16 protein-coding genes and 1 pseudogene are annotated in these 22590 nt (G+C 62.1%); 2 read left to right on the top strand and 15 right to left on the bottom strand.

Translation table 11 applies throughout. The features are described from left to right. Positions 1 to 117, top strand: a pseudogene (locus tag MSKU9_RS18060) (IS5/IS1182 family transposase); the annotation flags it as partial. A gap of 96 nt (positions 118 to 213) precedes the next feature. Here MSKU9_RS18060 and MSKU9_RS05810 read toward each other — a convergent pair. After that, positions 214 to 2415 (bottom strand): TonB-dependent siderophore receptor, encoded by a 2202-nt coding sequence (locus MSKU9_RS05810; RefSeq protein WP_141260401.1) that lies wholly within the window; start codon positions 2413 to 2415, stop codon positions 214 to 216. A gap of 864 nt (positions 2416 to 3279) precedes the next feature. Here MSKU9_RS05810 and MSKU9_RS18525 point away from each other — a divergent pair. Further along, positions 3280 to 3594, top strand: a complete 315-nt coding sequence (locus MSKU9_RS18525; RefSeq protein ID WP_227002385.1) for an HAD hydrolase-like protein — start codon at positions 3280 to 3282, stop codon at positions 3592 to 3594. Between the two features lie 849 nt (positions 3595 to 4443). Here the strand turns inward: MSKU9_RS18525 and MSKU9_RS05800 are convergent. From MSKU9_RS05800 to murC, 14 genes are all read right to left on the bottom strand, one after another. Next, entirely contained in the window at positions 4444 to 5382 is a 939-nt protein-coding gene (locus tag MSKU9_RS05800; protein ID WP_141260400.1) for an ABC transporter permease, read from the bottom strand. Beyond that, on the bottom strand, positions 5379 to 6443 hold the full coding sequence (locus MSKU9_RS05795; protein WP_141260399.1) for an ABC transporter permease: 1065 nt from the start codon (positions 6441 to 6443) through the stop codon (positions 5379 to 5381). Before MSKU9_RS05795 ends, MSKU9_RS05800 begins: the two co-directional genes overlap by 4 nt. Then, entirely contained in the window at positions 6443 to 8002 is a 1560-nt protein-coding gene (locus MSKU9_RS05790; RefSeq protein WP_141260402.1) for an ABC transporter ATP-binding protein, read from the bottom strand. Before MSKU9_RS05790 ends, MSKU9_RS05795 begins: the two co-directional genes overlap by 1 nt. 19 nt (positions 8003 to 8021) lie before the next feature. Further along, positions 8022 to 9143 (bottom strand): BMP family ABC transporter substrate-binding protein, encoded by a 1122-nt coding sequence (locus MSKU9_RS05785; protein WP_141260398.1) that lies wholly within the window; start codon positions 9141 to 9143, stop codon positions 8022 to 8024. A gap of 167 nt (positions 9144 to 9310) precedes the next feature. Next, complete coding sequence (gene ligA, locus MSKU9_RS05780; protein WP_141260397.1) at positions 9311 to 11458, bottom strand: NAD-dependent DNA ligase LigA; 2148 nt, start codon at positions 11456 to 11458, stop codon at positions 9311 to 9313. Between the two features lies 1 nt (position 11459). Further along, positions 11460 to 13181: a DNA repair protein RecN gene (gene recN / locus MSKU9_RS05775; RefSeq protein WP_141260396.1), complete on the bottom strand. Its 1722-nt coding sequence runs from the start codon at positions 13179 to 13181 to the stop codon at positions 11460 to 11462. Positions 13182 to 13220: 39 nt separating this feature from the next. Beyond that, entirely contained in the window at positions 13221 to 14105 is an 885-nt protein-coding gene (locus MSKU9_RS05770; RefSeq protein ID WP_141260395.1) for an outer membrane protein assembly factor BamD, read from the bottom strand. 82 nt (positions 14106 to 14187) lie between these two features. Further along, on the bottom strand, positions 14188 to 15153 hold the full coding sequence (gene lpxC / locus MSKU9_RS05765) for a UDP-3-O-acyl-N-acetylglucosamine deacetylase (RefSeq protein WP_227002384.1): 966 nt from the start codon (positions 15151 to 15153) through the stop codon (positions 14188 to 14190). Between the two features lie 170 nt (positions 15154 to 15323). Continuing rightward, positions 15324 to 16826, bottom strand: coding sequence for a cell division protein FtsZ (ftsZ, locus tag MSKU9_RS05760; RefSeq protein ID WP_141260393.1), 1503 nt, complete (start codon positions 16824 to 16826; stop codon positions 15324 to 15326). Between the two features lie 77 nt (positions 16827 to 16903). After that, positions 16904 to 18307 carry a cell division protein FtsA gene (gene ftsA, locus MSKU9_RS05755; RefSeq protein ID WP_227000840.1) on the bottom strand — a complete coding sequence of 468 codons (1404 nt, stop codon included), beginning with the start codon at positions 18305 to 18307 and terminating at the stop codon, positions 16904 to 16906. Further along, on the bottom strand, positions 18304 to 19236 hold the full coding sequence (locus tag MSKU9_RS05750) for a cell division protein FtsQ/DivIB (protein WP_141260391.1): 933 nt from the start codon (positions 19234 to 19236) through the stop codon (positions 18304 to 18306). Before MSKU9_RS05750 ends, ftsA begins: the two co-directional genes overlap by 4 nt. Next, the gene (locus tag MSKU9_RS05745) at positions 19233 to 20177 is read right to left on the bottom strand and encodes a D-alanine--D-alanine ligase (RefSeq protein WP_141260390.1); all 945 of its coding nucleotides are present in this window, start codon (positions 20175 to 20177) and stop codon (positions 19233 to 19235) included. The genes MSKU9_RS05750 and MSKU9_RS05745 overlap by 4 nt, the downstream gene beginning before the upstream one ends. Further along, positions 20174 to 21145, bottom strand: coding sequence for a UDP-N-acetylmuramate dehydrogenase (murB, locus tag MSKU9_RS05740; protein WP_141260389.1), 972 nt, complete (start codon positions 21143 to 21145; stop codon positions 20174 to 20176). The genes MSKU9_RS05745 and murB overlap by 4 nt, the downstream gene beginning before the upstream one ends. Further along, the gene (gene murC / locus MSKU9_RS05735; protein ID WP_141260388.1) at positions 21142 to 22590 is read right to left on the bottom strand and encodes a UDP-N-acetylmuramate--L-alanine ligase; all 1449 of its coding nucleotides are present in this window, start codon (positions 22588 to 22590) and stop codon (positions 21142 to 21144) included. Before murC ends, murB begins: the two co-directional genes overlap by 4 nt.

The following is a 22590-nucleotide window of genomic DNA, read 5'->3' as shown; positions in this document are numbered from 1 at the left end:
GAGAACTTCTTCTGCAAGCTCAAGGAGTTCAAGCGCATCGCCATGCGCAGCGAAAAAACAGACAGATCATTCGAAGCCATGATCTATCTCGTTGGCGCAATCATCAATTCAAGATAATTCCCAACAGGCCCTGAAAAAAGCTTCACCAAAAAGATGTGGAATTTGGTCCCCCCCCCCCCACAAACGCGCGTGCGGTTGTCAGGGACGGAAGATTTACCAGCTAAAGCCAAGGCTTGCCTGCGCGTTCCGGCGTTCGCCGTAATAGCACCATTCCTGATTATAGGATGCGTAGCTCATACAGTTCGCGACATAATTCTTGTCAAACAGATTGCGGGCACTGGCTGCGACCGTCCATCCATGCAGCGAGGAGGAAAGATTCGACAGGTCATAGCGGACTGACGCATCGAACACGGCGTATTGCGGCACCCAGACGCTGCCATAGCTGGCCTCGCCACCATAGGATTTGTTCGAATAACGCATGCCACCACCAAAGCCGAGGCCTTTTACCGGCCCTGAAGGCATGGTGTAGAACGCAAACAGGGATGCATTGCCCGTCCCGGATTGCATCAGGGGCTTGCCCGTTGAATCATCATGGACTTTCTGCACGCTGACCGCAGCCGTGATCATCAGGTTTTTATACGGCTCGGCATGGGCTTCGAATTCAAAGCCGTCCGAATGCACCAGCCCACTCTGCGTGTTGTAGCCCAGGCCGTTAACAGCCACCAGCACATTGGTCTGTTCAATATGGAAGCCTGCCGCCGTAAACAGCAGCGACGTGCCCGGAAGCTGGTATTTCAGGCCACCTTCAAGCTGCTTGCCTAGGGATGGATCGGCCTGGCGGAATGTCTTGCCGCCATCACTGGACACGGTGCCCGACTGCGGCTGGAACGATGTCGAGTAGCTGATATAGGGCGAAAGACCGAAATCGAAGTGGTACAGGGCCGAAGCACGCCATGTGATCTGGCGGGGACTTTCATGCGTGGACGTATGGTAGATGTATTCGTTCTGCTGTGAACGATACCAGTCATTACGCAGGCTGCCGGTCACGATCAGACCCTTCCAGCGCATTTCATCCTGTGCGTACATGCCGATCTGGTGTGAATTCGTCTGGTAGTGCAGGTACGGGCTCATGGCCGGAATAGCCATGTGATAGTCCGGATGCAGGACATTCAGATCCGGCGCGCTGCCGTAAAACCCTTCTTCTGATGCGCTCTGCTGCATGTAGTCAAAACCGAACATCATCGTATGCTGCAGGGGGCCGGTGCGGACATGGCCCTTGAACTGGCTGTCAAACGCCAGATTGTGCGTATGTTCGTTCGTGCCGAAGGCAGAGCGGCTGAGCATGTCGTTGCTGGTGTAATAACCGTTGTCATACACACTGCGATAGATGGTCTTTATGTCATCGTATCGCCCGCGACTGCTGAAGCTCCAGTCATTGTTGAAACGGTGGTTGAAGATATAGGTGATCCCGCCCTGCCGGCGGTTGAATTTCTCGAACGATTCGTCACCGTCATAGAAATTCCGGGGCAGGTATCCATAAGATGCGGGCCTGAGTGACCCCACCAGTGGTTCGCCGCCATAGGTGCCATTTTCGGGATCATACTGATAGTTGCCCAGAATGGTCAGCGTGGTCGGTCCGTTACCACCGAATGTGAAGGACGGGCTGATGGAAAAGCGTCGGCTTCCTGTCCGGCTCATCTGGCTGTGCTGGCCGTTGACGGTGCCATACAGACGGTAGCGGACAAGGCCGTCCTTTGTCGCATAACCGCCAACATCGGCATCCACGCGATACAGATCGAACATGCCGCCGGTTGTATTGACACCACCATAGAATTTCTGGTCGGTCGGCAGCTTGCTGGACAGGGCGACAAGGCCACCGGGGCTGGACTGGCCATACAGCGCGGATGCCGGTCCCTTCAGGATCTCGACCCGTTCCAGCCGTGACGTATCGGTCTGCGCCGTGGCATAGCCTGTGGGGCTGTCCTGCAGTTTCAGGCCGTCAAGGAAGGTCGGAACCGTGAAGCCGCGCAGGGCGAACTGGTCATAGCGCGTACCTTCGCCACCACCGCGCAGGTCCGGGGTAATGCCCGCCGTATAGCGCACGGCCTGATTGAGGCTAAGCACGCCGCGCACGTCCATTTCGTTACGGCTGACAACCGTAACCGACTGGGCGGTTTCAATCAGCGGCGTATCGGATTTCGTGGCCGAGGACGCGACAGTCGCCGGCCTGTGCGCATGGACTTCCAGCTTTTCGGCCCGTACGGCATTCGCATCGGGCTGGGTGGCTGTCTTTTTCGCACGTGACGTCCCGGCAGGATGGGGATGGTCCGATTTTTCAACCGGTTCCGCAGCAAGGGCATTCCCTGCCACCAGAAGTGAAAGGGGAAACACATAAAAAACCCTGCTGCGATGCATGTCCGACCTCATTCTTGACGTTTTTCGCCGTGTGGAGATGGGGTCGTATAGTAACTGAGAATCATTTGCAACATGTATCAAAACATGTCCGCATGGACATTCCGGTCGGTTGTAAACGCGCCTTTCCACTGCGCCCGGCATGCCTCAGGTTAAAATGGCACGGGGGAGGAGCGTCTCGGAAACATTGCGTGCGCTCAAGCAGATCAGGTTGTTGCAGAGGCTTTGTATGATCCACATATTATGGATGCATTTTTCCACTGCAGGGTATTATGGGTCATATAAATGATCGTTACTGACACGGCAGTCATTCACATGCCGTACATACCATGCACAGGGTAATAATGACTGCAGAACCTTCATCTGTCCGCGGCTCAGTATCGGCAATCAGGCCATTTCAGTTTTCATGGAAAACTGAAATTAAATTAGGACTGCGAAGTAAAAATTGATGATTCCAGTTCGGTATGGTGCATATATATTGATATATAAATTAATTTATGAAAAAATAATTAAATATTACTATAGTTATTTCATAGTAATTAGTATAATTTTTTTATTTTGAAATATATTTCAGATGTTTGCGCATAAATTGAATCAAGATTTCCGCACCCGGGCAGGAAACCGGAATGGCTGACGTTTAACTGCTACGGAACGTTAATTCAGTGGGATGAAGGGTTGATGGCTGCGGTTGATCAGATCCTGAAGCATAAAGCACGTGCAATCGATCTCCATATATTCATCAAGCTTTACGATCAGTATGAACACCAGCTGGAACAGCAGTCTCTGCACCGGTCTTTTCGTGCGATTTCGGCACGGGTCATGCAACTTGCATTGGAGTAATATGACCTTGAAAGCAGCCGTGATGATGTGGGAATCCTGACATCATCCATTGGACGGATGCCTCCTTTTCCTGAAGTGGTTGCGACATTGGGAAAAATACGGGCAGCAGATTTCAGGCTCGCGATCATTTCGAACACTGATGATGCAGGCATTGCCGGGAATATTGCCCAGCTTGGGGGCTATATTGATCGTGTCATCATGGCTGAGCAGGCACAGGTCGACAAGCCTGCGCCCCAACTGTTTCAGTATGCATGGAAAACATTGGGTGTTGAGCGTCAGCAGACCGTTTATATTTGTGCCAGTCCGCAACTTGATCTTGTTGCTGCACACGATCTGGATTGACCGCGGTACCGGTCGCAGGCCGTTACCCGATGATATGCCAGCAGCCGTAGTGCCGACGCTTGATTGCGTTTTTGGTCTTCTGGCAACTGCTGGATGGATGAAAGTATAAACAGATCATTCTCGGATCCGGATTTCATCAATGGCGGGGCGCCTGCTGAAAAAGGGAGATCAGATACCGCGTCGCAAAGCATGCACAATGCAGATTACCCGTGGGGGACGGGCAGGAGGCAGATGATTCAGTTATGATCGTGCCCGAAAAACGCTCCCGACCCGCAAGCCTGACCCGGTTTTATGGGGGGCTGGCCGATCCCATACGTCTTATCGATATCGCACAGGAAGATGCCGATACGTTTCTTGTAAATTATCATTACGCAACAAAGTCATGTTTTTACAAGGGATAAGGCATCCATGACGGCAACCATGCGCAACAGTCAAAATTTTATACACGGCATTCGGGTACTGAATGGCTGCTGAGGCGTGTCATAAGCTGATACCGTCTTTTATTTAAAGAAGGCGGCATCCTTCAGCCTCGGAAACATCCTGCAATCATGAGGACGTTTCTGGTAAAACTTTTGCAACATGCTTCAGAATACACCGTCTTTTTTTAAAAGGCGGCACCTAAAAACTGTAACGGAAACGTCTTGTATTTCGTGGAGCATGGCCGGAAATATCTATGCGGTAACAGGGGGACGTCGTGTGTCCAGCAGCATGGCCATCACGACCCGGGAGGCGGTTCTTTATCCGCTTCCCCTGACGATCGCTCGGCCCATGCCGCCCTGTTCATATATCGCCCTGTAAAAACATGGAAAAAACAACGTAGGGGGGATTCCCTGATCCCCCGCACGCCAGCTAGCGCACGTCGCGGTAATAGGGCAGGGCCAGTGCCGCAGGGGCGGCCATGACCCGGCGCATGCGGTGCCAGACCACGACCGGCACGATGATGAAGGCCATGGTGCCCAGATACGGCAGCATGTTCAGGAATGCGGGATCAATCGGCCAGTTATGCGCCTGCCCGACAAAGGACAGGGCGGTAACCAGCCCGAACAGCAGCGCGGACAGGGTGACGATAACCGGGCGGTACCCGGCAAAGATCACCAGTGCCAGAGCAATCCACCCGCGGCCCGCCACCATCCCTTCCGACCATACCGGCACATAGGTCAGCGTCAGGTATCCACCCGCCAGACCCGCCATCGCACCGCCAAGGGTCACATACCAGAACCGCATGGCCATGACCGGAATGCCTGCCGCATCCGCCGCTGCCGGGTTTTCCCCCACCGCACGCATGTTCAGCCCGTGGCGGGTGCGGAACATGACAAAATGCACCAGCGCGGGCAGCAGCACGTAAATCGGCACGATCAGGATATTCTGCCCGAACAGCGCGGGGCCAATTACCGGAATGGATGACAGCAGCGGTACGGTGACATGGCCGAACGTCGTCGCCACCGGCTGGCCTGCATAGTTATGGCCAAGTGCCGTGGACAGCCCCAGCCCCATGAAGGTTGTGGCCAGCCCGCACAGCACCTGATTCGCCCGCATCACCACGGCGCCAAAGGCGAACACCATGCCGCCCGCAGCCCCCACCAGTCCTGCCACCAGCAGCCCGATCCATGGCGAGGGAATGGACGACACGGTCATGACCGCCGTCACCGCCCCCAGCGCCATAAGCCCCTCCACGCCAAGGTTGGTAACACCAGCGCGTTCGGCCAGCACTTCACCAAGGGCGGCCAGTGCCAGCACGCCACCCGCCAGCACGGCGGTGGCCAGCATACCCGTCAGTAGCGCGATCATGATGCTTTCCCCTTTGGCGTGGTACTGGCCACGGGCCGGTAATGGGCCAGTTCATCGCCAATGGCGATCATGAACAGGATCAGCCCCGTAATGGCGAGGACAACCGACGCCGAAAGCTGCTGCGTCTGCATGACAATGCCCGAATCAAGGATCAGCGCCATAAGCAGGGCGGCGGGAATGACATTCAGGCAAGACCCGCGCGCCAGCACGGCGACTACGATCCCAAGATAGCCGAAATTGTTGGCCATGCCGCCCTGCAGCCGGTGGACCGTGCCCGCGACTTCAAACATGCCTGCAAGGCCCGCAAGTCCGCCCGACAGCAGCATGACCGAAATAATGCGCAGCCGCACCGGAATTCCGGCGTAGCGCGCGGCTTCGGGATTGGCTCCGCCAATGCGTATTTCATAGCCCCACCGCGTGCGCGACAGCACCAGCGCCAGCCCGATGACGATGACGATGGCCACGGGGAAGCCCCAGTGCACGATGCCCCACATTTCGGGAATGGCGACCGGCAGGCGCTGGGTTGAAACCTGTGCCCCGCTGATCCGGTCCCGCCATGGCCCGGTGGTCAGGTAATAGGTCAGCAGCGAGGCAATGAAGTTGAGCAGTAGCGTGGTGATGATTTCATTCACCCCGGCATAGGCGCGCGCCAGCGTCGGCACCGTAATCCACGCCATGCCGCCAAGGATACCGGCAATGGTCATGACCGGCAGCACCGCAGGTGCCGGGCCATGCATGCCAAGGGCGACGCCGGTCGCGGCAATGGCCCCGGCATAGAACTGGCCTTCAGCACCGATATTCCATAACCCGATCGTGCCGCATACGGTCACCGCCGCCCCGGTCAGCAGCAGCGGGCACATGAACAGGGCCAGATCCTCCAGCCCGAAGCGCGAGCCAAGGGTGGAGCGCAGGATCAGTTCCGCCAGCGTGACTGGACTGTGCCCCGACAGCGCCAGTACACCAGCGATGATGAACAGCGACAGCACGATCGCCGCCAGTCGCAGCACAAGGATGCGTCCTGCCGGTGCGCTGGGCAGGCGCTGGAATGCACGTGCGGCCATTACTGCGTTGCTCCCGGTTGGGTACCGGCGGCATCCCGGCCGCCCATCAGCAGGCCGATGGTGGCCATGTCGGCTGCTTCAGCATCGATTATGGACATGAGCCGCCCATGGAACATGACCCCGATCCGGTCCGATACATTCAGCAGGTCTTCCAGATCTTCGGATATGAACACGACCGCCACCCCCTGATCGCGCAGGTCGGTCAGATACCCCAGCATGGTGGCGATCGCCCCGATATCCAGCCCGCGTGCGGGGTAGGCGGCGACCAGCACCCGGCTGGCGATGCGGATTTCACGCCGCGCCACCAGCCGTTGCTGGTTGCCGCCCGACAGGTTGCGGATGGGCATGGCGAAATCGGGAATGTTGACCTGCGCCAGATCCGCAATGCCCTGTGCCAGCGCGCCTGCCGCCTGCGCGTCATACAGCCCGTGCGTCCCGATGGGCGGGTAGGGGTATTCACGCAGCGCCATGTTGGCGGTCACTGACAGCGATGGCGCCAGCGCGCTGCGCAGCCGGTCCTCGGGGATGTGCCCGACACCCGCCTGCACGAACAGGGCCGGGTCCGTACGCGCCACCAGGCTGCCGTCCAGCAGGATTTCGCCTGACGTGCGGGCCATAAGCCCCGTCAGCACATGCGTCAGTTCCCGCTGTCCGTTGCCCGCGACCCCGGCAATACCAAGGATCTCGCCACCATACAGGTCAAGGCTGACATCGCGCAGCGTATCCACCCCACGGTCGTCGCGCACGCTGACATTGCGCAACTGCATGACGGGGGTGGTTGCGATGGGCGCTGCCCCTTCGGGGCGGGCACGCATGTTGCGCCGGACGATGTCGCGTCCCACCATGGTCGCCGCCAGCATGGACGGGTTGCAATCCGCCGTGTTGAACGTGCCGACCTTGCATCCGCCGCGCAGGATGCTGACGCGGTCCGAAATTTCCATCACCTCATCCAGCTTGTGGCTGATGATGATGACGGCGTTGCCCTGCGCGCGGAATGCCCTCAGCGCGCGGAACAGTTCGCCTGTTTCCTCCGGTGTCAGCACGGCGGTGGGTTCGTCCATGATCAGCAGCCGGGCCCTGCGCGCCAGCACGCGCAGGATCTCGACACGCTGCTGTTCACCTGCCGACAGGTCGCATACCCGCGCATCGGCCCGGACAGGAAAGCCGAAGCGTTCCGAAATTTCATGCGTGCGGGCTTCCATCACGGCGGGCGATGCGCGGCGCGGCGCTTCATCCCAGCCCAGGTGGATGTTTTCCGCCACAGTAAAGGCCTGTACCAGCTTGAAATGCTGGTGCACCATGCCGATGCCCGCGCGGATCGCTTCCTGTGGAGAGGTAAAGGTCTGGCCGTAGCCATCAAGGATGATCTCGCCTTCCTCCGGCTGGTAAATGCCGGTTACGACATTCATCAACGTGGATTTCCCGGCTCCGTTTTCACCCAGCAGGGCATGGATCTCACCCGGCCAGACATCAAGGTCCACGTCCTTGTTGGCAATCACGCCGGGAAAGAATTTGCCAATCCCGCGCAACTGCAGGACCGGCGGCGTGCCCGGCGCCACACCGGGGGGGGCGGACTGCTTATTCAAGGCCGGATACTCCCGCGACAGCCCAGTCGCTGTGATAGATTTCCAGATCGCTCAGCGTCACACCTGCGGGCACGCGCAGGCGACCATGGTTGTCATGGATCGGGCCACGGAACGGGTTGTAGCCCGCCAGCAGGCGCGTGCGCATGGCGTCGGCCTGACGTGCGACCTCGACCGGCACGCCCGGTCCCCACGCATCACGGTCCACGCCGTGGCCCAGTGTCAGGAAACGGCCCTGTGGCTGCCATGTCCCCGCCAGCAGGTCGCGTACCTGCGAGACATAGAAATCATTGAAATCCAGATCCACCGAACTGACATAGGCTTCCGGCCCGTAATCCAGCATGCCGGTATTCCACATTGCGGCCTTCAGCCCGCGCTGCACCGCCACGCGCAGATAGGCCGGTTCATCCATGATCCCGCACAGGAAGTCACATCCATTATCCGCCAGCGCGGTTGCAGCCTGTGTCGCGGCCTGCGGGTCGAACCATGCATTGATGGTGATGCTCTGCAACGTGACCGACGGGTTGACCGACTGCGCGCCCAGCAGCGTTGCATTGGCCGAAGCATAGACCGACGGTATCGGAAACGCGCCCAGAAACCCGATCTTGCCCGTGCGCGTCATAAGACCCGCCGCAATCCCGATGATGTAACTGGCGTACCAGTGCGCCACGTAATACCAGCCCAGATTGCCGGTCACGTTGGTGCCGTCACATTCCATGAAGGCCACGTCCGGCGCGCGGTCCGACACGTCCTTGATGAAGTCACCGTATTCGGAGGTCGCGAAGACCATCTGCGCGCCTTCAGCCACGAACTGCCGGAAAATGCGCGTGGCATCGGCGGAATAGGGCACGCTTTCAACATAGATTGTGCGGATTTTCGGGAACGCGCGGCGCACGGCCTGCACGCCCCGGTCATGCACCATGGACCACCCGCCATCAGTAATCGGTCCGGTATGGCCAAAGCCGATTACGGCATCAGCTTCCGGCAGTGGCCTGCGCCATGCAGGTGTCGTCGCCGCACGGGCGGGGCGCAGCAGGCCAGAACCCGCAGCCCCTGCCATGCCCAGCAGCGCCCGGCGCGTTGTCAGCAGCCGCCCCCGCGGCCCTGAAACTGTCATAAGATGTTATCCCCCTGAAAATCCATGCCGTATCCCATTGCGGCAAGATGGCGTGCTGGCCCGTTCGGATGCTCCTGTGACTGCGTTATGGGTGCGTTGGATACAGTAAACGTTACGCGGCGGGGACATGCAAGGCCATCGCGCGGGCCATGTTCCAGACCGTTGCGTCAGGCGGTCTGGTCCCCCGCCGGTGGCATGCCTGCCAGCGTGCGCCAGCTTGCTTCATCCATGGTGGCGACACCCAGCTCGGCAGCCTTGCGCGCCTTGGACCCGGCCTTTTCGCCCAGCACCACAAGGTCGGTTTTTTTTGAAACACTGTCGGATACCCGCGCGCCCAGCCGTTCGGCCACGGCGCGGGCTTCGGGGCGGGTCATGGTGGTCAGCGTGCCGGTAAACACGATGGTCTTTCCCGACAGTGCGCCTTCGGCCACCATTTCTTCATCCGTGACCCGCGTCAGAACGGAAGTCAGGTCGTCCAGTGTCGCGCGGTTATGGGATTCGGCAAAGAACGACACCAGTTCATCGGCAATGGCCGAACCGATTCCGGTGATTGATCCCAGTTCCAGCCGTTCGTCCGATCCGATGACCGCCGCCTTTTCCATCTGCTGCCGCCAGTTGGCCATCGACCCGTAATGCCGGGCCAGCAGGCGGGCGTTGTTGATGCCGATGCGGCGGATGCCCAGTGCGTAGATCAGGCGCGACAGTTCAATCGTGTGCCGTGCCTCGATGGCGCGGACCAGATTGCGGGCCGATATCTTGCCCCAGCCGTCGCGGCTGGCGATTTCGGTTTCGTGTTCGGGCAGGCGGAAAATATCGGCAGGCGTTCGCAGCCAGCCCAGTTCGTGGAATTCAACGATCGTGCGATCGCCCAGCCCGTCAATGTCGAAGGCGTCACGCGATACGAAATGGATCAGCCGTTCCACCACCTGCGCCGGACACGTCAGCCCACCGGAACATCGCCATACGACCTCACCCTCCGGCCGTTCGGCATGCGCGCCGCAGACCGGGCAGGTATGGGGAAAGTGAAACGGCGGGCGGTCATGGTCACGCGGCAGGACCACGCCGGTCACCTGCGGGATCACGTCGCCTGCGCGCTGTACATGCACAAGGTCGCCCTCGCGTATGTCCTTGCGCGTGATTTCGTCTTCATTATGCAGGCTGGCGCGGGTGACGATCACACCGCCCACATTGACCGCCTCCAGAAACGCCACCGGCGTCAGCGCGCCGGTGCGCCCTACCTGTATGTCAATCTTTTCAAGGCGGGTGATGGCCTGCTCGGCGGGGAATTTCCATGCTACCGCCCAGCGCGGCGCACGCCCCGCAAAGCCAAGGCGGTCCTGCAGCGCACGGTCATCCAGTTTGTACACAACGCCGTCGATGTCGTAATCCAGCGCCGAGCGTTCCAGCGTCAGCCGCTCCATGAAGGCTTCGGCCTCGGCTGCGTTCTTTACCCGCGTGCTGAGCGGATTGACCACAAATCCCCATGCCGCAAGCTGTTCAAGGTAGCCGTGGTGGGTTGAAGCCAGCGGCGCGTCGCAGAAGCCCGCGGCATACGCGAACAGCGACAGCGGACGGCGGGCTGTTACCTTCGGGTCAAGCTGACGCAGCGATCCGGCTGCGGCGTTGCGCGGATTGGCGAAAGGTTTTTCGCCCGCGCGTTCTTGTGCCGCGTTCAGTTCAAGGAATGCCTGCTTGGACAGGAAGACCTCGCCCCGGATTTCGATCATGTCGGGGAAGGGGGCGGGCAGGTGTTCGGGAATGTCCTTCAGCGTGCGCAGATTGGCGGTCACGTCCTCGCCTTCGGTACCGTCGCCGCGCGTGGTGCCGCGTACGAAATGCCCATGTTCGTAGGTCAGGCTTATGGACAGGCCATCAATCTTGGGTTCCGCGACAAAGGACAGGGCGCGCGCCTGATCTTCCCCCAGCCCCAGGAAGCGGGCGATGCGGCTGATGAAGCCCTCGAATTCATCCCGCGAAAATACATTGTCCAGCGACAGCATGGGCACCATGTGCCGGTGGCGGTGAAAGGGACCATTGGCCGGGGCACCGACCCTTTCCGTAGGGCTGTCGGCGCGGCGCAGGTCAGGGAATCGTTTTTCCAGTTCGGTATTCAGACGGCGCAGGCTGTCATAGGTCGCATCATCAACCAGCGGCGCGTCATTCTGGTGATACGCGGCATCCAGTGCGGGCAGCAGTGCTGCAAGATGCGCCAGCGTGGTCTCTGCGTGAGTTTTGTCCTGTTCCATCGTGGCGTAATCCGCCAGCAGGCGGCGGGCCTGTTCAGCCACGGATTCGGATAGGGCAGCATGGGGCATGTCAGACCCCTTTCAGCAGGCTGTCGGCTGCGGCGCGGGCAGCAGGCGTAATGGTGTCACCAGACAGCATGCGGGCGATTTCCTCCCGCCGTGCCTGCGTATCCAGCGGGGCGGCGTGGGTTTCGGTGCGGCCTCTGTTCACGCTCTTGCTTATGCGCAGGTGCGCATCCCCCCTGGCCGCCACCTGCGGACTGTGGGTGACAACCAGCACCTGCACGCTGCGGCCTACGGTATAAAGCCGTTCCCCGATGGCCGAAGCCGTGGCCCCGCCTACGCCGGAATCCACTTCGTCAAACACCAGCGTGGGAATGGCCGACCGACCGGCCAGCACGACCTTCAGCGCCAGCATGAGGCGGGAGAGCTCTCCCCCCGACGCGACCTTGGCCAGCGGCCCCGGCGGCTGGCCGGGGTTGGCGGCGATCAGGAATGACGCCTGTTCCTTGCCGCGTGCGTTCCATGCCTCCGCTTCCAGCGGGATGAGGGAGACAATAAAGCGCGCGCGTTCCAGTTTCAGCGGTTTCAGTTCCGCCATCACCGCCTGTTCCAGCCTGCGTGCCGCCTTTTCACGCGTGGCGGTCAGGTCAAGGGCGACTTCTTCAAACTTTGCACGGTTTTCGGCCACGGTTGCTTCCAGTCCCTCGATCCGGGCATTGCCCGAATCAAGTGCGGCCAGCCGCTCGGTAAAGGCTGTGAGCAGACCCGGCAGTTCGGGGACCGACACGCCGTGCTTACGGGCTTCGGCACGCAGCGCGAACAGGCGTTCTTCCGTCTGTTCCAGAAGGCGCGGGTCGGCCTGCGCGTCGGATGCAAGGCGCGAGAGCATGCTTTCTGCTTCCGCCAGCGCTTCTTCCGCGCGTTCCAGCGCGTTCAGCGCTTCCTGTGCGGCTTCCTGCTCGGCGGCGCCGACGGCTTCGGGGTTCAGGTCTGTGGGGGCGGGCAGCAGACGCTGCAATGCGCGGCTGGCATTGCGCAGCGCCGATGCCGGACCGGGGGAGCGCCGGTCGCGCGGGGCAAGGTCGGCCAGGGCCGCCGCAATTGCTTCCGCCCGGCGTTCGCCCTGCTGCAAGGCCTGGCGCAGGCCGGCCAGCTGCGTTTCCTCATCTTCCTGCGGGGCGAGGGTGGACAGGTCTTCCACCGCCTGCCGCAGCCAGTCTTCTTCACGGGCGGCATTTTCCATTTCCGCGCGGGCCGCCGCCAGTGCGGCCGTGGCCTCGATCCATTTGCGGTAGGCGCCAGCGGTGCGGGTGCGCAGGGGGCCGGGCACGCCAAACACATCCAGCAGGTCCAGATGCGTTGACTGGTCCGCCAGCCCCATCTGTTCATGCTGGCCCTGTATTTCCACCAGCAGGGTCGCGGCCCGGCGCAGCAGGCTGACAGCCACGGGCTGGTCATTGATATAGGCGCGCGACCGCCCGTCCGTTGTCACGACCCGGCGCAGCAGCACGGGTTCGCGCACGTCATCCAGCACGATGCCCTGTTCACTGAACAACTGGTGCAGGGGATGGTCCGGCGCGATTTCGAAGCTCGCGCTGACACTGGCCTGTTCACATCCGGCCCGTACCAGCGACGCGCTGGCCCGTTCCCCCAGCGCCAGCCCCAGGCTGTCCAGCAGGATGGACTTGCCAGCCCCGGTTTCCCCCGTCAGCACCGTCAGGCCAGGGGGAAAGGCCAGATCCAGTTTTTCGATCAGGACCACATCCCGTATCGAGAGCTGTGTCAGCATGCAGGATTCCCGTTCAGCACAGATGATCGTTGGCGGAAATCAGAAAACCGAATGCCATGCCCGCGAAAAGACGTTTCGTCCCTGTTTGTGGTCCTTGCTTTCCACGCCCTTTATCAGGTGATGCGCGCGCAGGTGATCATACGCATCCGTGTACCATTTGCTGCTGGGGTAGTTGTATGCCAGCACCGTTCCGGTCTTGCGCGCCTGTTCCAGCAGGCCCATGTCCAGATACACTTCCACCAGCCGTTCCAGTGCCTCGGGCACATGATTGGTGGTCTGGAAATCCTGCACCACGCGCTGGTAGCGCCCGGCTGCGGCCAGATAGTCGTTCTGCTGCTGGTACCACCGGCCCACCAGCATTTCCTTGCCTGCCAGATGGTCGCGGCACAGATCGATCTTCAGCTGCGCATCACGGGCATACGGGCTTTGGGGAAAGCGGGTGATGACTTCTTCCAAGGCGTCCATGGCCTCGATCGTGCCCTGCTGGTCACGCTGCACATCGGCTACCTGTTCGTAATAACACAGGGCGCGCAGGTAGAAGGCATAGGCTGCGTCAGTACTGGTGGGATGCAGTTCCAGAAAGCGGTCAAGCTGCTGCACCGCTTCGGGATATTTGTTCAGCAGGTAGTTCGCATACCCTTCCATCAGCTGCGCATTGGCGGTGTACTGGGAATAGGGATAGTTGCGCTGCAATGTGTCGAACTGGTTGACCGACAGCAGGTACCGGTCCGAACGCAGGGCGTCCACGCCGTTGTTGTACAACGTCTCTGCTGACCCGACGCGCGGCGCGCGTTCGCTGATGCTGCTGGCGCTCTGCCCACATGCCGCCAGCAGGCCCGCAAGCGGCAGAAGCATCAGCCTGCGCGCCATCTGGCGCGTGGTGGGCAGGGGTTGCGGAATATGGTGTGATGTGCGTACGGACATACCGGCTCTTCCAGTTATGGAAGCTTTATATCATGTGCCGGGGGCGGGTGAAGTCTCCACGTGCGGATTTCGCATCCCCACATCAGGCAGCTCTGGGCTGCGGGGTGGAAAGGGACGCCTCCAGCGGGGCGCGACGCCAGTTCGCCTGTTCGGCAAAGACCTTGCGTAACAGGCGGTTGTTCAGCGTATGCCCTGATTTATGTCCCCGGAAATGGCCGCTGATCATGCCACCGGCCAGATACAGGTCGCCAATCGCATCCAGCACCTTGTGGCGCACGAATTCATCCGGGTGGCGCAGTCCGGACGGGTTCACCACGCTGTCACCGTTGACGACAACGGCGTTGTCCAGCGATCCGCCACGGGCCAGCCCCACGGAATGCAGGTAATCGATTTCGGGCTGCAGCACGAACGTCCGCGCGGTGCTGAGATGCTGGCGGAACGCCCCCGGTTCCACCAGTGTCACATACCGCTGCTGGCCGATGGCGGCGGCCGGGAAATCAATGGAGATATCGATTGTCAGGCCGGGCTGTGTTGCGGGTGACAGTTCGGCAAAGGCATCGCCATCTTCCACCCGCACGGTCCGGTCCATGTGGATATGCAGGCGTGGGGCTGACTGCGCCGTGATGCCGGCACATTCCACTAGGAACACGAATTCCGCCGCAGAACCATCGAAAACCGGGATTTCCGGGCCATTTACATCAATGAAGATGTTATCGACGCCACATCCGGCCAGCGCGGCCATAAGGTGTTCGATGGTGGCGATGCGTTCGGCATGCCCGTCCCCGGCATCGCAGCCCAGTACCGTGCTCAGCCGCGTATCCACCACCGTGTCATACCGTGCTGCAAGGGGCGGCAGGGCGACGTCATTGCGGCGAAAGACAATCCCGGTGTTTTCCGGGGCGGGAGACAGCTGCAGGTTGATGCGCCTGCCGGTATGCAGGCCGGTGCCGATGCTGCTGATCGGCTGGCGTATGGTGTGCTGCATCTGTCCTTCATGTCGGGACGCAGACCCGATGGGGCCGGATGCTTGCGGCAGCATGCCGTTCATTGCCTGTATCCTTGACGGAAGTGTGGGAGAACTCACAGTAACTGGCATGCTATCATGTTACTGCCTTGTCTCTCCCCATGACAGTCAAGGATTATTGCCTATTGTTACCTGTCAGAAAGGGCAAGGCATGGCCTGCCCACAGGGGAAACGGGCCATGCATCTGACTGCAATCAGGGCGAACGGCGGCGCAGGAAGGCGGGGATGTCCAGTCCGCCGTCATCCGGCGTCGGGTTGCCGCCCGTGGGCTGGGCCTGCGGCTGAGGCTGCTGGGTCTGCGGCGGCTGCATGGCGGGTTCCGTACGGGGCGCGGGGTCGGGCTGCGGCGGGGTGGAATGACGGCGCAGCGCACCTGTCACGATACCGAACAGGCTGCGGGGCGCGGACTGGGGCTCCGGTGCGGGAGGCTTGGCGCTTTCGGTAAACAGCGGCGAACGCGGCGATCCCGCGCGCTGTGCCTGCGCGATATGCGGCGGCACGGCGTTGGGAGATGGCGCCTGCGGTGCGGCAGGACGCGGCGGCTGGGGGGCTGTCGCCGCAGGCTGGCCCATGGGGGCGGCAGGCTGCTGCGGTGCGGCAGGCGTCCCCTGCTGTGGTGCGCCGGCAACCGGTGCGCCCTGCTGTGATGCTTCGGCGGGGGCGGGCTGTGCCGGGGCGGATTCGGCCTGCGGGGCTGCCGGACGTGCGGCGGGATGGCCACCGGGCGGGTTGTCGATACCCGTCGCCACGACGGAGACGCGAATGCGTCCGTTCAGTGATGTATCGATGGCGGAGCCGAAGATGATGTTGGCGTCTTCCGCCACTTCTTCGCGGATGCGGTTTGCAGCCTGATCCACTTCGAACAGGGTCAGGTCCTCGCCACCCGTGATGTTAATGAGCAGGCCCTGCGCGCCGGACATGGAGGTGTCTTCCAGCAGCGGGTTGGAAATGGCGTCCTCGGCGGCGGCGATGGCGCGGTTTTCGCCCTCGGCCTCGCCCGTGCCCATCATTGCTTTGCCCATTTCCGCCATGATGGTGCGGATATCGGCGAAGTCGAGGTTGACCAGCCCTGGCGCCATCATAAGGTCGGTGACACCACGCACGCCCATGTACAGGACATTGTCCGCCATCTTGAACGCGTCTTTCCAGCTTGTGCGCTCATTGGCCAGACGGAACAGGTTCTGGTTGGGGATGATGATCAGCGTATCGACAAACTGCTGCAGTTCGGCAATGCCCGCTTCCGCTGATTTCGCGCGGCGGTGGCCTTCGAACGTGAACGGCTTGGTGACGACGCCCACGGTCAGGATGCCGCGTTCGCGTGCCATGCGGGCAATGACGGGGGCAGCCCCCGTGCCGGTGCCGCCGCCCATGCCCGCGGTGATGAACACCATGTGCGCGCCATCAAGATGGCGGGACAGTTCATCACACGCTTCTTCCGCAGCCGCGCGGCCGATTTCGGGCTTCGCACCCGCGCCAAGTCCCTGCGTCAGGTGGGGCCCGAGCTGGATGCGGCGGTCGGCGCTGCTGTGGGACAGCTGCTGGGCATCGGTGTTGGCGACAACGAATTCCACGCCCTGCAACTGCGAATGGATCATGTTGTCCACCGCATTCGTACCACCACCGCCAACCCCGATTACTGTGATGCGGGGCGTGAAATCGGAATGATTCTGTTGCGGGATGGTCAGGTTGAGGGTCATGCTTGGCTCCCGATGGAGTGGGGTAGGCGTGCTGGCATACTAACGGCAAAAGTACAATAAAGGGTTTTCATGCAAGATCATACCCTGTCACGTATGAAATCCACGAAACGTCTGACAAGGCTGCCGGGACGCGTATCACGCGTGTCAGGCTCGCCCATTTCGTCCGCGGCCCCCGCCGCCCAGGCCAGAAGCCCTGCGGATGTGGAGAACATCGGCCACGTCGCCGCGTTTTCGGGCAGGCCGACAATGCGGCGCGGGCGGCCCAGGCGCACCTGACGGTTCAGGATCCGGGCTGCCATCGGCCCGATTCCCTCCAGCAGCGACCCCCCGCCGGTCAGGATCACACGCCCGTCGGACGCGGGGCCGACAGCGGCCATTTCCAGCCTGTCACGTACCATCTCCAGGGTTTCCTCCACGCGCGGGTGTATGATCGAGACAATCCTTGCGCGTGGAATTCTGACATAATGATGGTCGTTGTCACCAATCAGCTGCACAAGAATGGGATCGTGATCATCGCCGGCCAGCAGTTCGGCCGATCCGTGCATGGTTTTCAGCCGCTCGGCATTGTCGATGGAGGTCGAAAGCCCATGGGCGATATCGCGCGTGATGTGCAGGCCGCCCACGGGAATCGTGGCGGTATGCAGCAGCCGGCCTTCGCCAAACACTCCGATCGAGGTAGTGCCCCCGCCCATGTCCACCACGGTGGCGCCCAGGTTGCGCTCGTCCTCGTTCATGACCGCAAGCCCTGAGGCAAGGGGGGAAGACACCATCCCCTCGATCTTCAGTTCCACGCGTGACAGCACGGCTTCCAGATTGCGCAGCGCGGTCGTGTTGGCGTCGATCACATGCAGACGCGCGGACAGCAGGTCACACAGGTGCCCGCGCGGGTCCAGCACTTCCTGCGTGTCATCCACCGCGTAATCCAGCGGCAGGGTATGGATGGCCGACCGCCCTTCGGACACGGCGCGGACCCGACCCTCGCTTATGATCCGGTTGACGTCGTTATCCGTGATTTCCCGCCCGCCTACGGACCAGCGCGCGTTGATGTGGCGGCTTTCGGGGTGGCCGCAGGACAGGTTGACGAAAATGGAATCCCGGCGTTCCGTCGCCATGTCTTCCGCCTGCGCCACGGCGGCGCGGATCGCACTTTCCGCCTCGCGCAGGTCCACGATCCCGCCCGACCGCACGCCATGCGAGCGTCGCCACCCATGGCCAAGGATGCGGATGGTATTGTCAGGCTCGCCACGCCCGATCAGGCATACGATCTTGGTGGATCCGATATCCAGCACGCTGAACGGTCCCGTGCGCAGCTTGCGCGTGGGCATACGCTCGCCCGCGGGGACAAGCGATGTCGCAGGTCGCGGGCGGGGCAGGCGGGCCGGTGTCCCGGGGCCACGGATGGCAGGTACCGGGGCGGCTGGTGTGGTGGTCTTTGTTGCAGGTAGGGTCGTTCTGACCGCTCCCGGCACTGGATAGTTCATGCCCGCCTCCGTCTTGGGCCGGTATCGGGGGAAGAAAGCCATGGTGCGACAGGGGCCTGATCCCCGGTGGGGGCAGCCTGTGGCGGTGTGTCGTCCCGGTCCCGGTCACTGTCGTTCGGGGCAACGGGGTTTTCACGCACGATCAGGCGGTCAGGCAGGCGCATGTCGATGGCGATTACCGGCCTGTCCAGTATTTTTATGTTTTCCTGCAATTGCGCAAGACGCTTCAGTGCCGCGACTTCCTGCCCTTCGGGCAACAGGATGGTCGTGCCGTTGCGCAGGGTCAGGTTCCACCGCCGCTGGCCCACGCGGGATGCGGCCACGACATGGCTGCGTACCTCCGGCTGGGCGGACAGTTCATCAATCAGGGCGGCTGCTGCGGTGTTGGCGTCGGGGCCGACCACCAGCGGCAACTGCATGAAGGCCTCGGCATCCTTGCCGGTCATGCCCTGGTCACGCACCTGGTTGCCGTCCCGGTCGATCAGCATGAAATGTCCGTGATTTTGCCATACGGCAAAGGGGCGGCGTTCAAACAGGTGGATGATGATGGTGCCGGGCAGGTGGCGTTCGACCACGGAATGATCGACAAACGGCAGCGCGTCGATGCGTTCACGCGCGCCAGCCACGGAAAAGCCCAGTATGAAGTCCCCCGTGCGCACGCCCAGCGCCTGCTGCAGCGCGGCCTCGCTGGTCAGCACGCAGCCGGTTACGTCAATTTCGGTAATGCGCAGGGGCAGCATGTTGATGATCCGCCCGCGCAGCGGCGCGAAATGCGGGTCCGACCCGAAATGCCGCAATGCCGTGACACAGCCCGCCCCGACCACCAGCAGTATCACCACCAGCAGTACCGGACGCAGCAGGCGTTTCTGGCGGCGCAGGAATATCGAAAGCCTGGAAGGGCGGTCGCTGCTGTCGGTCGGTCGCCTCATGTACGGCAGGTCGCGTGGTCGATCATCCACTGGCACAACGTGGCGTAGTCCATGCCGCAGGCAGTCTGCGCCTGTTCAGGCAGCAGGGAGGTCGGCGTCATGCCCGGCTGGGTATTGGTTTCCAGAATGACAAGGCGACCGGGCGCATCCGGCCCCGCGCTGTCGTCATAACGGAAATCCGTGCGGCTGGCCCCGCGGCAGCCCAGCGCGCGGTGGGCGGCCAGTGCAAGTGCGCGTGCCTGTTCAAAGGCGGCGGGATGGATGTTTGCAGGCAGTTCGTGTCGCGAACCGCCGGATGCGTATTTGGCCTGATAGTCATAAAAGCTGGGGCCACTGCCCATCGGCGTGATGTCGGTCACCGTCAGGGCGCGGTCTTCCAGCACGCCAACCGTCAGTTCCCGGCCGGGGATGTATTCTTCCACCAGCATCTGGTCACCAAACGTCCATTCCGATGCCACCGTGGAGCGGCGATTGCTGCCGGGCAGGATGATTTCCACCCCCACGGATGATCCCTCGTTCAACGGCTTGACCACATAGGGGGCGGGCATCGGGTCCGCCGGTTCCAGCTGCGCGGGTGTCATGACCAGTCCATCTGCGACAGGCAGGCCAGCTGCCATGAACACGGTCCGGGCCGCATCCTTGTCCATGGCTGTTGCGGATGCCCGCACGCCGGAATGGGTGTAGGCGATGCCCATCCAGTCCAGCACGCCCTGGATCGACCCGTCCTCGCCAAATCTGCCGTGCATGGCGTTGAACACCACGTCCGGGCGGTGGGCCTGCAGGTCGGATACGATGGCCAGCAGGTCGGGGCCTGCGTCAATGCAGCGGACGTCGTGCCCAAGTCCGCGCAGGGCCTCGGCCACGCTGCGGGCACTGGCCAGGCTGACCTCGCGTTCGGCGGACATGCCGCCCATCAGGACGGAAACCCTGCGGGCCGTCATGCGCTTTCTCCCGTAATGTGCATGGCCGGACGGCCAATCCGTTTGATTTCCCAGCGCAATGTGACCGCCGTGTGGTCATGCACGCGCTGGCGTACGGTATCGCCAAGCAATTCCAGGTCGGACGCGGTGGCGTTGCCGGTGTTCAGCATGAAATTGCAGTGTTTTTCACTGATCTGCGCACCACCGACCGTAAGCCCCCGACAGCCCGCCGCATCAATCAGTTCCCATGCCTTGCGCTGCGATTCGTCGGGATCGGGATTGCGGAAGGTCGATCCCCCCGTCCGCGCGCGCACCGGCTGTGCGGCTTCGCGCGCCGTACGGATTTCATCAATTCGCTGACGGATGATGGCAGGCGGAGCGACCATGCCGTTCAGTCGCACCCGGACCACGACCGACTGTGGCGGCAGGGTGGCATGGCGGTAGCCGAAATCCAGCGACGCGGCGGGCAGGCGTAGCAGCCTGCCGTCGCGCGTCACCACTTCCACCCAGTCCAGCACCGCCGACATGTCCGACCCGTAGGCCCCGGCATTCATGGCCACGGCCCCACCAATCGAGCCGGGAATGCCCGCAAGAAATTCCAGCCCCGACAGCCCCGCTTCGGCCGCGTGTTCGGCAACCGTCATGTCAAGGCACGCGGCCCCCACAACCAGCCCGTCCCCATCGCGCACAATGGTGGAAAAACCGCGTGCAAGGCGGATGACCAGCCCGTCGATCCCGCCATCGCGCACGATTACGTTCGAACACGCGCCCAGCGGCATGACGGGAACCTCCAGCGGCAGGTGGCGCAGGACATGGGCCAGGTCATCGGCGCTGGCGGGCTGGAACAGCAGTTCCGCAGGACCGCCGACGCGAAACCACGTGCGCGGGCCAAGGGCGGCCTGCGGTGTCAGGCGACCACGCGGGCGGCAATCATCCGTGTCCAGGGCCTGTGCCCATTGCGGCAGGGTAGTGGCGGGGGCAGAGGTCATGAATGGGCGTCCGCCTTCTGTGCCGGGGCGTGGGCGATGCCCTGCAGGTCAGCAAGCTGGGCCGGTAGCGCCTGCGCCCAGTTGGTGATGCTGCCCGCACCCAGGCAGACAACAAAATCACCCGGACGGGCAATGGCGTTGATCATTTCGGCAAGGTGTTCCGGCCCTGGCAGCGGCACGACCGAACGGTGTCCGCGTTCGCGCAGCCCCTCGACCAGCGCATCGCGGTCCATGCCCTCGATCGGCTGTTCGCCCGCGGCATACACATCGGCGATGATGACGGTACCCGCGTCGTTCATGCAGGTGCAGAATTCGTTGAACAGGGTCTTCAGCCGCGAATACCGGTGCGGCTGCATGACCGCGATCACGTTGCCTGCGCCCGCCTGTCGCGCGGCCTTCAGCACGGCGGCGATTTCCACCGGGTGGTGGCCATAGTCGTCAATGATGGTGATGCCGCCGGTTTCACCCGTGCGGGTGAAACGGCGCTTGACCCCACGGAAGGCGGCAAAGGCGGAGCGGATGGTGGCGTCGTCTATTTCCATCTCGGTGCCCACCGCAATGGCCGCCAGCGCGTTCTGCACGTTGTGGTGGCCCAGCATGGGCAGGCGGAACGGACCGGCCCGGCGCGAACGGTTGCGGTTGCGGTTGGTGATCACGACCTCGAACGTGGCGCCCAGCTTGTCGGTAATCACCTTTTCCGCGCGCACGTCCGCCTGTGGCGAGAAACCGTAGGTAATGATCCGGTGGTCCGACAGGCGCGGGATCATCTGCTGGACTGCGGGGTGGTCAATGCACAGCACGGCAAAGCCGTAGAACGGAATGTTGGAGACGAACTGGTCATACGCCGCCTGCATGGCCTCTTCCGTGCCCCAGTGGTCCAGATGCTCGGGATCCATGTTGGTCACGACCGTAATGACGGAGGGCAGACGCAGGAACGACCCGTCGCTTTCATCGGCCTCGACCACCATCCAGTCGCCCGATCCCATGCGGGTGTTGGTGCCGTAGGCTTCGATAATGCCACCATTGATGACCGTGGGGTCCAGCCTGGCGGCTTCCAGGACTGCGGCGACAAGGCTGGTGGTGGTGGTCTTGCCATGCGTGCCGCCCACCGCCACCGACCAGCGCAGGCGCATGAGTTCGGCCAGCATTTCCGCCCGCCGCACAACCGGGATCAACCGCGCGCGCGCGGCCACGACCTCGGGGTTGTCACGCTTGACGGCGGTGGAGGTCACAACCACCTGCGCACCACCCAGATTGGCGGCATCATGGCCGATGGTCACGGGAATGCCGGCGGCGCGCAGGCGCGCGACATTCGCACTTTCGGCAATGTCGGAGCCCTGCACCGCATAGCCAAGCATGTGCAGCACTTCGGCAATGCCGGACATGCCAATTCCGCCAATGCCGACGAAGTGGATGGTGCCAATGGAAAGGGGCAGGGCTCTCAT

The sequence above is a fragment of the Komagataeibacter diospyri genome, assembly GCF_006538165.1.
In the GTDB taxonomy this organism is placed as follows: Bacteria; Pseudomonadota; Alphaproteobacteria; order Acetobacterales; family Acetobacteraceae; genus Komagataeibacter; species Komagataeibacter diospyri.
Note: the sequence above shows the minus strand (reverse complement) of the source record. Positions and strands in the feature narration are given on the sequence as shown.

Coding starts and splice junctions, on each gene's coding strand:
- ftsZ (WP_141260393.1), bottom strand. CDS start 16,826: ATGACCCTCAACCTGACCATCCCGCAACAGAATCATTCCGATTTCACG.
- murC (WP_141260388.1), bottom strand. CDS start 22,590: ATGAGAGCCCTGCCCCTTTCCATTGGCACCATCCACTTCGTCGGCATT.
- MSKU9_RS05810 (WP_141260401.1), bottom strand. CDS start 2,415: ATGCATCGCAGCAGGGTTTTTTATGTGTTTCCCCTTTCACTTCTGGTG.
- ftsA (WP_227000840.1), bottom strand. CDS start 18,307: ATGAACTATCCAGTGCCGGGAGCGGTCAGAACGACCCTACCTGCAACA.
- recN (WP_141260396.1), bottom strand. CDS start 13,181: ATGCTGACACAGCTCTCGATACGGGATGTGGTCCTGATCGAAAAACTG.
- MSKU9_RS05800 (WP_141260400.1), bottom strand. CDS start 5,382: ATGATCGCGCTACTGACGGGTATGCTGGCCACCGCCGTGCTGGCGGGT.
- murB (WP_141260389.1), bottom strand. CDS start 21,145: ATGACCTCTGCCCCCGCCACTACCCTGCCGCAATGGGCACAGGCCCTG.
- MSKU9_RS05745 (WP_141260390.1), bottom strand. CDS start 20,177: ATGACGGCCCGCAGGGTTTCCGTCCTGATGGGCGGCATGTCCGCCGAA.
- MSKU9_RS05795 (WP_141260399.1), bottom strand. CDS start 6,443: ATGGCCGCACGTGCATTCCAGCGCCTGCCCAGCGCACCGGCAGGACGC.
- MSKU9_RS05770 (WP_141260395.1), bottom strand. CDS start 14,105: ATGTCCGTACGCACATCACACCATATTCCGCAACCCCTGCCCACCACG.
- lpxC (WP_227002384.1), bottom strand. CDS start 15,153: ATGAACGGCATGCTGCCGCAAGCATCCGGCCCCATCGGGTCTGCGTCC.
- MSKU9_RS05750 (WP_141260391.1), bottom strand. CDS start 19,236: ATGAGGCGACCGACCGACAGCAGCGACCGCCCTTCCAGGCTTTCGATA.
- ligA (WP_141260397.1), bottom strand. CDS start 11,458: ATGCCCCATGCTGCCCTATCCGAATCCGTGGCTGAACAGGCCCGCCGC.
- MSKU9_RS05785 (WP_141260398.1), bottom strand. CDS start 9,143: ATGACAGTTTCAGGGCCGCGGGGGCGGCTGCTGACAACGCGCCGGGCG.